General features: G+C 63.4%; 13 protein-coding genes. 8 read left to right on the top strand and 5 right to left on the bottom strand.

Annotation, left to right across the window (positions count from 1 at the left end; translation table 11 throughout):
- Positions 1-81: 81 nt before the first annotated feature.
- The 5 genes from HLH48_RS13630 (at position 82) to HLH48_RS13610 (ending at position 3,137) form a co-directional block, all read left to right on the top strand.
- Positions 82-810: a hypothetical protein gene (locus HLH48_RS13630; RefSeq protein WP_182998037.1), complete on the top strand. Its 729-nt coding sequence runs from the start codon at positions 82-84 to the stop codon at positions 808-810.
- A gap of 191 nt (positions 811-1,001) precedes the next feature.
- On the top strand, positions 1,002-1,247 hold the full coding sequence (locus HLH48_RS13625) for a hypothetical protein (protein WP_182998036.1): 246 nt from the start codon (positions 1,002-1,004) through the stop codon (positions 1,245-1,247).
- A complete protein-coding gene (locus HLH48_RS13620) occupies positions 1,240-1,773 on the top strand; it encodes a hypothetical protein (RefSeq protein WP_182998035.1) in 534 nt (177 codons plus the stop codon). Before HLH48_RS13625 ends, HLH48_RS13620 begins: the two co-directional genes overlap by 8 nt.
- 84 nt (positions 1,774-1,857) lie before the next feature.
- The gene (locus HLH48_RS13615) at positions 1,858-2,496 is read left to right on the top strand and encodes a hypothetical protein (protein WP_182998034.1); all 639 of its coding nucleotides are present in this window, start codon (positions 1,858-1,860) and stop codon (positions 2,494-2,496) included.
- A complete protein-coding gene (locus HLH48_RS13610; protein WP_182998033.1) occupies positions 2,493-3,137 on the top strand; it encodes a hypothetical protein in 645 nt (214 codons plus the stop codon). The genes HLH48_RS13615 and HLH48_RS13610 overlap by 4 nt, the downstream gene beginning before the upstream one ends.
- Before the next feature lie 265 nt (positions 3,138-3,402).
- Here the strand turns inward: HLH48_RS13610 and HLH48_RS13605 are convergent, their stop codons facing one another.
- Complete coding sequence (locus HLH48_RS13605) at positions 3,403-4,377, bottom strand: SDR family oxidoreductase (RefSeq protein WP_182998032.1); 975 nt, start codon at positions 4,375-4,377, stop codon at positions 3,403-3,405.
- Between the two features lie 114 nt (positions 4,378-4,491).
- Between HLH48_RS13605 and HLH48_RS13600 the strand changes: the two genes are divergently transcribed.
- Positions 4,492-5,439 (top strand): AraC family transcriptional regulator, encoded by a 948-nt coding sequence (locus HLH48_RS13600; protein ID WP_153431729.1) that lies wholly within the window; start codon positions 4,492-4,494, stop codon positions 5,437-5,439.
- Between the two features lie 23 nt (positions 5,440-5,462).
- Here HLH48_RS13600 and HLH48_RS13595 read toward each other — a convergent pair whose 3' ends face one another.
- Positions 5,463-6,266, bottom strand: a complete 804-nt coding sequence (locus tag HLH48_RS13595) for an IS5 family transposase (RefSeq protein WP_182998031.1) — start codon at positions 6,264-6,266, stop codon at positions 5,463-5,465.
- Positions 6,267-6,563: 297 nt separating this feature from the next.
- Here HLH48_RS13595 and HLH48_RS13590 point away from each other — a divergent pair, with 297 nt between their 5' ends.
- On the top strand, positions 6,564-7,115 hold the full coding sequence (locus HLH48_RS13590) for a VOC family protein (RefSeq protein WP_220795120.1): 552 nt from the start codon (positions 6,564-6,566) through the stop codon (positions 7,113-7,115).
- 221 nt (positions 7,116-7,336) lie between these two features.
- On the opposite strand, the gene HLH48_RS13585 is transcribed toward HLH48_RS13590, so the two are convergent.
- From HLH48_RS13585 to HLH48_RS13575, 3 genes are all read right to left on the bottom strand, one after another.
- Complete coding sequence (locus HLH48_RS13585; RefSeq protein WP_182998030.1) at positions 7,337-8,518, bottom strand: Fic family protein; 1,182 nt, start codon at positions 8,516-8,518, stop codon at positions 7,337-7,339.
- A gap of 272 nt (positions 8,519-8,790) precedes the next feature.
- Positions 8,791-10,551, bottom strand: coding sequence for a recombinase family protein (locus HLH48_RS13580; RefSeq protein ID WP_182998029.1), 1,761 nt, complete (start codon positions 10,549-10,551; stop codon positions 8,791-8,793).
- A 12-nt stretch (positions 10,552-10,563) separates the two neighbouring features.
- Positions 10,564-10,758 carry a hypothetical protein gene (locus tag HLH48_RS13575; protein WP_182943945.1) on the bottom strand — a complete coding sequence of 65 codons (195 nt, stop codon included), beginning with the start codon at positions 10,756-10,758 and terminating at the stop codon, positions 10,564-10,566.
- A 394-nt stretch (positions 10,759-11,152) separates the two neighbouring features.
- Here HLH48_RS13575 and HLH48_RS13570 point away from each other — a divergent pair, with 394 nt between their 5' ends.
- Positions 11,153-13,210 carry a ParB/RepB/Spo0J family partition protein gene (locus HLH48_RS13570; protein WP_182998028.1) on the top strand — a complete coding sequence of 686 codons (2,058 nt, stop codon included), beginning with the start codon at positions 11,153-11,155 and terminating at the stop codon, positions 13,208-13,210.
- Positions 13,211-13,434: the final 224 nt, after the last annotated feature.

Here is a 13,434-nt window from a genome sequence, read left to right as displayed (position 1 = left end):
GCCGCGTTCCGGGACGCCGACCGTCTGGCTAAGGCACAGGAGGAAGGGACGGATCCTGTCGAACGGCCGAGAGGGGCACTGGTGATCGACGGCCGCGCGCCCGATCGCGGACGTGATGCAGGATCGCAGGCCACCCTGTCGCATATGCAGGCCCTGCGGGCGCTCGATTACGATGTCAGCTTCATGGCCTCCGATGTCGTCGACGATCTGCGTTCCAGTGACGGGCGGGACGAGGCGATCCACTGGCTCGGGGCACCCGCCTACGGATCGGTCGAGGACTTATTGCGGCTGCAACAGGACAGTTTCGATTTGGTATATTTCCATCGCGAACTCAACGCGACCCGCTATCTCGGCCTCGCGCGCCGTCTCCAGCGCCGTGCCCGCCTGATCTACGGCGTCGCCGATCTGCACGGCGTGCGTGTGATGCGACAGGGCTGGATCGAGGGGCGGCCGGAGTTCGTCGCGCGGGGACGGGTGTTGCTCCGCGACGAGATACGGGCCGCGCAGACGGCCGATGTCACCATCACGCATTCGGACGCGGAAGCGGCACTCCTCGGCCGCATCGCGGGCGTCAGGGCGACGGTCGTGCCCTGGGTCGTGCCGGTCGGACCGCCGGGGCCGGGCTACGCCGGGCGGCGTGGTCGGGTGAATCGGGGCGTGGCCCGCGTTACGCGTCATACCCGAATGACATCGTGCGCCGGGTGCCAGCGCCCCTTCCCTGACGGGATCGGCCTGGGCGTCGCTGTCGGCAATCCGTGCCTTGCGCAGTCCCTTTGGCTCATCCCCTTCTCCCCTGCTTCCGGGACGTAAGCCGGTCGTCGCCTCGTGGTGGGAACGCGTCGGGAGGGGTTCTCATTCGTCCTCCTTTTTTCAGGCGAAGGGCTTTGCAGTCCTTCTCCCCCGGAAGGGCCGGCTGTCGCCGGCCCGTACGCGAAATCGCGTGGATGCCGCGTCATGGCCGCGTCCGATCGGGGGATTCCCGTGAAATGAAGGACACCCACATGACAGCCCATCATCCGTTCCGGATCGGCAATCCGCCGATCGACCATCTGTTCGACACCAATCTCGTCCTGTGCGGCGTGCTGCAACCGACGCTGCGCCGCATCGTCACCGATCCGGCTCCGACCCTGCTCGATGCCCGCCTGGAAGGGGCGATCGTCGTTCTCGGCCTGCTGACGCGCGCGCTCGACCGCGTCGTGGCCGACATGAACCGCGCGCCCGTCATGGAGGAGGCCGATCATGACTGATCTCGCAGCACGGCTTCCCGACGGGCGCTACCTGCGTCTCATCGGCCTGCATGCGCCGGGCATGCCCATCGACGGACCGCCCCTGTTCCACGCCGTGCGCATCCTCGATCTGGGTCTGGACGCCTCCTTCCTCGCCGAGCGCCTCGCCTTCTGGTCCCCGCTCGACGCCGATGCGCGCGAGGCGGTACTCGGCGATCCGCCCGCGGGCGGCGGCGAGATCGAACCGGCGGTCCTCGACGGGTTCGGACCACCCGACGTCATCGCCTGCCTCGGCGCGCGGGAAACGGACTGGCTCGGCGCCGTGTCGGTCCCGGTGCTGCGGGTCGACCGTCTCCTGCCGAACCTGCCCTCCCTGGCGAACGGACGTCCGGACGATCCCGTCGCCCGGGTTCTCGCGCCTGAGAACGTCTCGAGAGGTCCGTATCACCCGGCCACCCTGTCGGCCGCCATCCACGAGGCGGGGCGCATCCTCGCGGTGCTTCTCGAGCATCGGCCGCTCGACGCGCTGCTCACCGCCGGGCGCTGACCGGTCACCGGTCCGTCGCGCTCTCCCCCGGTCGGCACGTCCCGACCGGGGCCTTTAGCCTTATCCCCCTGAAAGTCTCTCCAAATGCTCCTGTCTTCCTCTCCCGTTCCGTCACCGGGACCCGTGCGTCCCTTCTTCCACCCCACCGAGGCCGATCTCGCGCTCTATGCCCGGCTCGCGCGCAGCCTGCGCGTCCTGCCGCCCTCCAGCCTGTTCCGCCATCTCGGGACCGAGGGGCAGCACCTCGCGCTGCTCGGCGATCGCGCCCCCTGGATCTGGGCCCGCGTCATGAGACGGGCGCGGGGTCGCTGGCCCGACCTGCCGACCGACGGCCGGGTCGCCGGCGACGGCACCGTGCTCAACAGCGTGCCCGAGCGCATCGTCTATGAGGCGGTCCGCCCGATCGTGCCGACGGACATGGCGCTCGATCACGAACCGCCGCTCGGTGGCGCACCGCCGTGGCATTTCGCCGATTTCGCCCTCCGCCACGGGGCGCGGGTCGTTCATGTGGAAGTCGTCGGCGCCTGCGGGCGCGATCGCGTGACGCGCAACGCCCTGGAGGTCCGACTGCTCGCCGAATTCGATCGCCGGCTGGAACACTATCGGCGCTGCCGCCTGCCCGCCCCGGAGGCCTGGTTCCTCGACGATCTCGTCGATCCGGACCATCTGCGGCAGCGTTTCCTTGCGATCGCCGGTCATCTCCGCGCAGGCGGTGGCGCATGAGCGGGGGGCCGGTCAGGCTGCATGCCTGGCCCGCCGCCCGGGTGCGGCTGTTCGATCTGGTCCCGGCGCAAACGGGCGCGCCCCGCGCCGGCGCGCCGGTCGCCCTGGTCGCCCGCGACGGTCTCGTCGAGGGACCGGTCGTCACCTGGGAGGCGGACATTCGCCGCAGGCAGGGCCTGCTCGAGGAAATCCTCGACGACGACGGCCAGCCCGCGCTCAGCGTCGACGACAGCGTGTTTCGCGGCCTGCTCCCGATCGAGGCCCGGCCGCCGCATGTGCTGGCCGCCTATCACCTGTCGTTCCTGCGGCGACGGCTCGGCGGTCCGCGCGCCACCCCGCCCTACGGGCTGTGTCTGTATCGCGCGACGCTGCAGCATCGCCCGTGGCTGAGCGGGCACGGACTGCAGACCATGGCCGTGGAGGTGGCCCCGGGCAAAATCCTCGATCTCACCGAAGCCGGGCCGCACGCGCGGCTCGCCTGCGGGCAGGCCCTGCTCGAGGCGCTGCTGGCAACCGAGCCGCTTAATCGGCTCGTCGCGCGATCCGGCGCGCCCGTGCTCCCGCCGCCCCATGACGAGCCCTTCGGGCGGTTCGACGACTGGGACCTCATGGAGTCCGGGCCCGTCTTCGTCGCGGATTAGACGCGGTGCCGGCGAACGCGGCCCTTGGTCCGGGCGGACGGTGTGATAACGCTTCCGGACCAGGGAGTTCGCGCTGCCGGGAGCGCGACGGTTCGCTGCTTTTCGCCTTCCGCGTTCGCCGTCTTCTCGGACGCACATGAGCTCGTTGACGGTTCCCGAAAGCAGACGTGCCTTACAAGCTTTTCGTTCGAAACTGACCTTCATCTTCAAACGGCACCATGTGACTTGATCGTCCCAGGATGACGAAATATAGCGTGCACGATGGTTAAGTCTTGCGAGTGCTCGTGAAGTAAGCGCCGGCTTCCATATCGGCCAACAAGCCGACCTTGGTTGGAGCCCAGTCCAGCGCTTGGCGCGTCATCTCACTTGTTGCCGGGTTGTCGACGCTACAGAACGGTGCAAGCCAGCTGAAACGCTTTTGCGCAGCCCGCTTCGAAAGGCTCTGACTCGGGATGCCAAGCTTACGCGCAATGATCCCAGCGATATCGGCAAAAGCAATGCCGTCCTCCGCCACGCCGTGATAGCAGGCACCCGCATCGCCCCGCTCCAGAGCAAGCCGGAACAGATGCGCCACGTCGTCACGATGAGCGGCACACCAGCGATTGCGTCCATCGCCTACATAATCGGCCGAACCCGCCTTGCGTGCGGCTTTGATGATCTGTGGCACCAGACCCTTATCCCCATCGCCATGGACTGACGGCGGCAATCTCATAATCATCGCCCGGACGCCACGGTCTGCCCACGCGTGAACCATAGTCTCAGCGACCGCCCGTGCGGCCCCTGGAGACCGTGGGTCGGGCAGATCTGCCTCCGTCATGCCGCCGCCAGGCGCCAACCCCATGGTGCCAAAGGCCGCGATGAACGGGCGCCCCGACCCTTTCAAGGCGCCCGCCATAGCGTCAATGGCCCGACTGTCCACGCGTGTGATTTCAGCTCCGAACCGCGCGACAATGCCAGTTGGCAAACCACCTCCGAAAACACGCAGGCGCTGGAGCCAGTCGAGTTGCCCAAGCCCATGGATAAAGGCGAGATGAATAACACCGTCGGCTTTCGATGCCGCAGTGGCAAGGCTCTCTATGTCGGTCAATGCCCCTTGATGAACTTCCAGCCCTGCGGCGGTCAGCGATTTCGCAGTCTCCGCAGATCGCGCGAGACCGATGACGGCATGTCCGGCGTCCTGCAATTCGCGCACGACAGCACGACCGATAAATCCGTTGGCTCCGGTCATAAAGATCCGCATGTCATTATCCCCTGCGCGACATCTGGCCGCTTCTTGGCCATTGATCTATCTTTACCCGTGCCTTTCAGGGTTGTAGATAACCGAACCTCCTGAAACGATTATCGAGCGTCCAGAATGGGTATGCCTTCTGAAATCGACCCTCTGTCACGGACGATCGCCCTGCTCAGGCCGCGCGTTCTGGCGTGGCGTGTGATCGAGGCTCGTGGGTCATGGGCGATTGCGTTCCCAGCCAACCCAGTCATCTCGTTCGGGCAAATCATCTCGGGCAATCCGACGATTAAGATCGGTTCCACGCACACTGCGTCCCTGACACGCGGCGACCTTGCCTTTTTAGGCACGACGGAACCATGGGTGATTGAAACCGGCCCCAATCCACGTTCGATCGATTTCATGACTGCCATCGCCGAGCCCGCACGTCTGGTGCAGACAGACGATCCATCCCCGAACGTGACGTGCTTTATGGCCGGAGCGTTCGTGCTGGAAGCGCCGAATGCCACGCTGGTCGCAGATCTCATCCCGCCCTTGCTGCCGGTCTTGCACAATGACGTGGCGGCCGAACGCCTTGGCATGCTGTTACGCCTCGTTGGTGAGGAAGCAACAATTACCCGGCCGGGTCGAAGTCTGATCCTTGATCGGCTGATCGAAATCATCCTCGTTGAAACACTGCGCACGCGTCCTGATGCGCTTCCGGGTCACGCCCAGCGCCTGTTGACGGCCCTAGGCGACAAGAAGCTTGCCCGCGCTTTGCAGATCATCCACGGCGGGGCATCACCGCCCTGGAATGTGCAACGTCTAGCCCGCCACGCTGGCATGTCACGCTCCGCATTCGCTGATCGTTTTACCAGAACGCTTGGCACCAGCCCGATCAACTATGCCACGCAATGGCGCATCAATCAGGCCTGCTCGATGCTTGCCTCACGCGACATGCCGATGTTGCAGATCGCCCACCAGGCGGGCTTCCAGTCTGTCAGCGCCTTCAGCACCGCGTTCAGTCGCGTGGTAGGTGTGTCACCAACCGCCTATGCGCGCAGCTTGGAGATGCTGCCTGTGTCGGCAGCATGAGAGTTTTGGCTGCCTAGAGGCTGTTATGAACCTGCGAGGTTGGCGGCCTGACGGAGCATGAGGCAGGCGAAGGCGATGACGTGCAGGCCTTCGAGTGTTGAGGCGTAGCGCTCGTAGTCCTTGACCAGCCTGCGGCAGCGGGTGGCCCAGGCGAAGGAGCGTTCCACCACCCATCGGCGCGGCAGCAGGACAAAGCCGCGCTTGGCTTCCGGCAGCTTTACCACGTCGAGCGCAATCCCCTCCTGCTTGGCTGCTTCTGCGGGGCGAGCACCCGTATAGCCTTGATCGACGTAAGCGAGTTCGACGCTTTCGCCCGTTGCGTCCTGTATGGCGGCGGATAGACGCCCGACCTCGGCACGGTCGTCGACATTGGCCGGTGTGACATGGAGCGCCAGCAGATACCCGAGCGTATCGACGGCCATGTGCAGCTTGGAACCCCGCTTGCGCTTGGCGCCGTCGTAGCCCGCACGCGTCCCGCTTTCCGGCGTCGAGCGTAGCGTCCGGCTGTCGATGATGGCAGCCGTGGGCTCCGCCGGACGTCCGGCGGCAAGGCGCAGCACGGCCCGCAGATCCTGGGCGAGGGTTTCGAAACATCCTGCCGCCATCCAGCGCTGAGCCTGCTGATAGACCGCAGCCCAGGGCGGCAGATCGTTGGGCATCGCCCGCCAGGCGATCCCGTAACGCACGACATAGCGTAGGCCGTTGAACAGCTCGCGCAGCGCATGTTGCCGCTGGCCCGCATCCTCCCGCACAAGCGTCAGATACGGCACCACCAGAGACCATTCGTCGTCAGAAACATCAGAGGGATACGGTTTGCGTCCGGGCATCCCGCTCTATTGGAACATCGCTACCAGAAAGTACATAACACCCTCTACAAATAGCCTCGGCAAGACGGCTATCGCCCATCTTGGCCGTTAAGGCCGAAGGCGTGTCGTCCCGGAACCCGTCTTTGAGTCGGCCGCATCTGCCCCATTATTCCATGTCGAGCAGCGCATTTCGGGAAACGAAATCGGGGCAGGTTTCAGGAAACACGAACCGTTTGAAGTATCGACGCGACGGCGAGCCGGCCCGCGTTCCGTTAGACGTTCCTTTTCAGGAAGAGGCCTTAGGGTTAAAGCGCCACGATGACGATCATGTTCGCCATGCTGCTAGGTTCGGTTGCAGCGGGCGCGCAGGCCCTAACACCGCAAACGCGGCCCAGTGAGAGTACAGTAATGACGGACGCCGTAAACGTAGTTGCCGTGGACCACACAGGTTTCGCTGTATCGTCTTTGGACGAAGCCATTCGGTTCTGGACGGGGGCGCTCGGTTTCACACTTGAGCGGCAATCGGAAATGGGGGGTGACTTCCTGCATCAGGTGACGGGCGTCGATGACCCGAGTGCGAGAACGGCGATCGTCAAGGCACCAGACGGCTACGTGGTCGAACTGTTGCAATATTCAAAAGGGCGCCAGAACGGAGCGGTACCCAACAGCGCGGGATCGATCGGAGCAGCCCACTTGGCTCTGACTGTGAAGGATATTCATGCAGCAATTGCCCGCGTCGAGGCAGCAGGATGGAAGGCCAAGGGTAGTGCGCTGTCGATCCCTGGTGGTCCACGGAAGGGAACTTTGGTGGCCTACGTTTCAGGCCCCGATCATATCACGATAGAGCTTATGCAGCCGACAGCCCGTTAATGGGTCTGCAGAAGCTTTCCCGCTTCGCAATCCTTTTCGGAAAAGCGGGCGTCGCTTGCCATGGCAGCTATAGCCATTTGCCCGCCCGAAACCAGACCGTCAGCAATCCCCGCATAGCTGTCTTTGAACGGCGCAATGTTACGTGGCGCTGGCATTTCGGCGCATAGCCTGAAGGGGCCGGTCAAACGCTCAGAGCAACGGTCTGCACAGGCTTTCTTCCGTCACACGGCAGTGGGGAGTGGGTCGGTGCCCTCGCTCAGGATGGCGAGATAACGCCGGTAACTGAACACGCGCCCCCGTTTGCGGCCCGTGATTTCTTCGACGATGCCGAACTGCTCCAGATCGGCGAGCGCCGCATTGACCGTGGGAGCCGACAGGCCCGTCTGGTGAACGAGCTGGTTGGCCGTCAGATACGGGTTTTGCTGAAACAGATCGTGGATGCGCAACGCCGAGCCGGCCCGGTCGCTCTCCACCGTAATGCGCTCACGGTCTTGCTTGAACAGTTCGACGATCCGGGTGGCGGCATCGAACGCCTGATTGGCGGTATCCGCGACGCCCGTGAGAAAGAAGTCGAGCCAAGCTTCCCACGCGCCATGCTCGCGCACCTCCTGAAGCAGGCGGTAATAATCGGCGCGATGGGTTTTGAGGTAGAGGCTCAGATAGAGCAGCGGCTTCCGCAGCACGCCGTTGACGCAGAGATACAGCGTGACCAGCAAGCGGCCGATCCTGCCGTTGCCGTCGAGGAACGGGTGGATGGTCTCGAATTGAACATGCAGCAGACCGGCCTTGATGAGTGCAGGCAGACGCGAGCCGTCCTCATGCATGAAACGCTCCAGCGCATCGAGACAGCCATCCATCTCGGTCGGGGGCGGTGGCACGAACAAGGCGTTGCCGGGACGTGTGCCGCCGATCCAGTTCTGCATGCGCCGGAATTCGCCGGGATTTTTCGTGCCGCCGCGCCCGCTTTGGAGCAATCGCGCGTGCATCTCACGGATCAGGCGTAGGGACAGCGGCAGGTCTTCCAGCCGCTTCAGTCCATACATCAAGGCGTCGACGTAATTGGAGACTTCACGGATGTCGTCGATCGGCTGACCGGCCTGCGCCTCGGTTTCGAAGCGGAGCAGGTCCGTCAGGGTCGATTGCGTTCCCTCGATCTGGGATGAAAGAACGGCTTCCTTGCGCACATACATATAGAGGAACAGCTCCTGGCGCGGTAGGAGCATGATGATGCCATCCAGACGCCCCAATGCGCGCTCCGCCAGGCTCAGCCGTTCCAGCAGAGTCAGCACGTCGATTGAGGGCTCTGGGGGAAGGGGTGGCGGCACGAAGGCGCGCACTATCTCGCCTGCAACCGGCGTTTCGATAAAGCGGCCTAGCCGAGGGTTGCTCGCGGGTTCGGACATGAGCCCACTATGGCGTCGCTCCGTTATTTAAGCAACAGCCATTTGCTTTAAATAGGGGGTGAGATAAGGTAAGCGCTCTTAAATAAGGGCCGCTGTCACCATGGGCCGCAACGCGTTGCCTCGATTATGGGCCGGTCGATCCATGCAGGCATTCGGCTGTTTCGTTGGTCGCAGGGAAGGAGTTCTGACAGTCAGTCAGGTTTATCGGAGTGGGTCTTTTGAAGGGATATATGGGGACATGGGAAAAAGCTTCCTCTTTCTCAGTCATTTAGCTATGCTGCCAGACGTTCAACGAACCCGCTGACAAGCAGCAGTTTTCTTTGGTTGCAGGCCCCCGCAACCAACGACGCTTGCGAATGACTATTCGCCACATTTCGCCGGGATCGTAGTGTGCGGTTCCCCGCAACCAACGATACTTGCGATACGAACGCATCAAGAACGCCACTGTCCGGATGGACCGTGGCGTTTTTCTTGTGCGCCGCGAACTGCAGGATCGCCGCCAGGTCACCGCGCAGGACGATCGCCAGTTCGCCGTCGGCCGGCTGAAGCGTGATCTCTGAGACGAGTGTGCGCAGTCGTTCGGCTGCCTCGGTCTTTGTCTCTTCGGCCTGAAGGCTCTCATAGAGAGACGCGATCCGTTGCTGGTAGATCTCCGCCATGTTCGGATGGAGAAGGGGAGGCGGTTCTTCCGTGGTGGCGACCTTCTGTTCCAACTCCTCCTTGCGGGCTTCGAGCGCCGTCATTTTCTTCATGACCCGCTTGGAGGCCTCAATGTCATCTGAGGCAAGGATAAGATTCAGCAGTTTATCCAGCTCTCTGTCGATGCGAGGAATTTCATTTCGCATCGCTGCGAGATCCGCGCCCAGTTCCATGCGCAGCCGGTTCACCTCGCGGGTGAACTCGTTGCAGAATTCCTTGAACAGGTCCGGTTCCATCAGATGCGTACGCAGTCCGCTTAGAACTGATGCTTCGAGGGCGTCGCGACGAATGTTCAGTCGGTTGTCGCAGGTGCCCTTGTTGCGTGCCGTCGAACAGCCGAGCAGATCCTTCGAGATCATGCTGTAGCCACCGTCACAGCAACCGCAGCGGATCAGCCCGGCAAAGAGATGGCGGGGACGTCGCCGCTCACTGAGGGCTTCGTTTCCCCGTTCCGGGTGGCTGAAGGTCGTTTCGGCCTGGCGCGCCTTCACGGCATCCCACAGATCCTGCTCGACGATCCGCAGTTCCGGCACCTCCTGAATCACCCATTCGGATTCAGGATTGAGGCGTGAGACGCGCTTGCCGGTATCGGGGTCTTTCAGATAGCGTAGACGGTTCCAGACCAGGCGCCCGACATACATTTCGTTGTTGAGGATGCCGGTGCCGCGTTCCCGATTGCCGTGAATGGTGGATGGTCCCCATTCGCGTCCCTGCGGACCTGGAACGCCATCCCGGTTCAGTTCCATCGCGATCGTGCGCGAGGACTTGCCGCGCGTGTAATCGGTGAAGATCCGCCTGACCGTGCGGGCTTCTTCTTCGTTGATGGTCCGGTCGCCGCGAATGCGCTCACCCTTCGCGTCAAACTGGCGCACCACGTCATAGCCATAGGAATTGCCACCGCCGGACTTGCCGTCCTCGACGCGTCCGCGCAGCCCTCGCCGGACCTTCTCGGCGAGATCCTTGAGGAACAGGGCGTTCATCGTGCCCTTGAGGCCGATATGCAGGTGCGTGACGTCGCCCTCGGAGAGGGTGATGATCCGCACGCCGGAGAAGGTCATCCGCTTGAACAGCCCGGCGATGTCTTCCTGGTCGCGTGACAGCCGGTCCATGGCTTCAGCCAGCACGATCGTGAAGCGGCCGCGTGTGGCGTCCTGGATCAGTTCCTGAATACCGGGGCGGAGCAGGGAAGCACCCGAGATGGCCCGGTCGGTGTAGCTGTCGACGATCGTCCAGCCCTGTTTCTCTGCATGAAGCCGGCAGAGGCGCAATTGATCCTCGATCGAGGCATCACGCTGGTTTTCGGACGAATAGCGGGCGTAGAGCGCGACTTTCACAATCCCATCTCCCTAATCCTGGAGATCGCGTCGCCTCGCGGCCTCCACTTCAGCGTTGACGAAATCCCGTGCGGCCTGGCGGGCCAGAAGCCGGACCAGACTGACCAGCCGTGGATCGGCTCCACTGCGTAGTGGTGTCACGTTGGCGTCCGGGGCGTCGAGAACGAGCCGCACCCTGTCCGCTATCGTATCGCGTTGGCGTGCCATCTTCCCGTCCTTTCTGCTTGGACCTGTGCCTGGCTCTGACGGCACTGTGGATGTCGGACGGGACGTGAGTGAACAGAAAAATATGTGGAAACAAAGAGATGGATCGCAGGAAGAGGGCTTTGGGATAGTCGCGAACACGCGCGGCTATCGCTGTCGGCACTATCACAAATTGGTGATGTCGCGACTATAATAGTCGCAATTTATCGCGGTGCGTATCGACTCGCGGGTTGGCTGGTACGGACCTGCGTTCCGTAAAGCCGTCTTTACGCGGTTCCGTGGATGCGATCCGGCGTCTGGTGAGGCCCCGGGAGAGAGGAAGAGGGAAGTGGGGTTTTCGTGACGGATTCAGGGGTGGGAGAGAGGCTTCCGCCCGTCCGTCACGGAGTGTCCCGCCATGGCGAGCGCCATCCAGAAAATCGCCCTCAATGCGTCCCGTGATATTCCCTTCAACAAGCTGGTGCTGTCGCAGTCCAACGTGCGGCGTGTGAAGGCCGGCCTGTCGATCGAGGAACTGGCCCGCGACATCGAACGTCGCGGGCTGCTCCAGAGCCTGAACGTCCGTCCCGTCCTGAACGGCGAGGGGGCAGAAACCGGGTCATACGAAGTGCCGGCCGGCGGCCGCCGCTTCCGCGCCCTCGAACTGCTGGTGAAGCAGAAAAAACTGCTGAAGACAGCCCCGGTGCCCTGCGTCGTGCGTGAGGCCGGATCGGCCATTCTCGCCGAGGATGATTCCCTGGCCGAGAATGTGCAGCGCATGGCCCTGCATCCGCTGGACCAGTTTCGTGCCTTTCGTGACATGTTGGAGAAGGGCATGTCCGAGGAAGAAATCGCTGCCGCGTTCTTCGTCGTGCCGGCCGTGGTGAAGCAGCGGCTGCGGTTGATGACCGTGTCGGACAAACTGCTCGATGTTTACGAGCAGGATGGCATGAAGCTCGACCAGTTGATGGCGTTTTCCATCAGTGATGACCATGCCCGTCAGGAACAGGTCTGGGAGATTATTGCCCAGAGCCATAACCGCGAGCCCTATCTGATCCGCCGCATACTGACGGAAAAAACCGTGCGCGCATCGGATCGTCGCGTGCGCTTCGTCGGGCTGGACGCCTATCTTGCTGCCGGCGGTCCCGTCATGCGTGACCTGTTCGAGGCCGATGACGGCGGCTGGCTGCAGGATCCGACCTTGCTCGACCGGCTTGTTATGGAAAAACTGGCGTCAGCCGCAGAGGATATCCGTGCCGAGGGCTGGAAATGGGTCGAAACGGCGCTGTCTTTCCCGTGGGGGCACACGCGGGACTTCGTCGAGATCGAGGGCACGCCTGTTGCGCTTTCGGACGAAGAAGCCGACCGTCTGACTGTGCTGCACAGCGAGCAGGAAACCATCGAGGCGGAATACGCGCAAGCCGATGAGTTCCCGGAGGAAGTCGATGCGCGCCTCGGTGAAATCGAGCAGGCCATCGAGGCGCTGGAGGAACGCCCGGTATCCTTCGATCCGGCAGACATGGCGCGGGCAGGGGCCTTCGTCAGCCTGGATACTGATGGCACGCTGCTGGTCGAACGGGGCTTCGTCCGGCCGGAAGACGTGCTGGCGGAACCCGAGGACCGCCGCGATGCACCCGAGGGTGATGATGACGCGGTCGTCTATCACAGCGCGGGTGACGACGGCGACGGGGAAGGGAGGGAAGGCGCACCCGACACCGAGCCCGAGGAGGAAGACGGACTGAAACCGCTTTCTGATCGCCTGCTGACGGAACTGACGGCCTGGCGCACGTTGGCCCTGCGCGATGCGTTTGCCGCCAATCCGCATATCGCGCTGACGGAACTACTGCACACGCTGGTGCGCGACCTCTACTGGCAGGTCTCGGGTGTGGATTGCCTGGAAGCCTATGTCCGGGAAATCCCGCTGCGGGTCCATTCCCCCGACATGCCCGGCAGCCTGCCGGCCCACGCGCTGCGCCAGCGCAACGAGGGCTGGCAGCACGATCTGCCGGAGGACGAGGACGCACTCTGGCAGTGGCTTGACGGACTGGACGATGCCAGTCGCATCGCGCTGCTGGCGCATTGCCTGTCTTTCGGGATCAACGCGCTGCATGAATCGTCCCATGGTCCGTCTCTGGCGCGTAGCATCAGGGAGAGGCTGGCCCGCGCCGACCGTCTCGCCACTGCGCTCACGCTCGACCTGGCCGAAGCGGGCTGGCAGCCGACGGCGGAGAACTATCTCGGCCGCGTCACCAAGGCGCGCATCCTCGAAGCCGTGCGCGAGGCGCGGGGTAACGAGGCCGCCGACCGCATCGCCCATATGAAGAAGGGCGACATGGCACAGGCAGCCGAGCAGTTGCTCGACGGCTCCGGCTGGCTGCCAGAGGCACTGCGCACGCGGAACGTGGAGGGACGGAGTGCAGGAGAAGCAGGAGTGGCTGACATCTCCGACAGCCCGGACGCGGTTGCGGCCAAATGATGTCTGTCTGTTGACTTGTATTGGCGGCTTTCGGTCTCCGGAAGCCGCCTGTTATATTGGAACGATATCGCGCCGCAATGGTTGTCGACGGTAGTCAGTGACAGGTCAGCGGGCGCAGGTGTCGATCCGTCTCAAGCCTGAGGGCCGCTGTCCATAATGGTGATCTGGCTTCGCAACATAGGGCCAATCTCCATCCCGTGTCCGTAATTGTAACGTCGGCTTTC

The sequence above is a fragment of the Gluconacetobacter sacchari genome, assembly GCF_014174255.1.
GTDB lineage: Bacteria > Pseudomonadota > Alphaproteobacteria > Acetobacterales > Acetobacteraceae > Gluconacetobacter > Gluconacetobacter sacchari.
Note: the sequence above shows the minus strand (reverse complement) of the source record. Positions and strands in the feature narration are given on the sequence as shown.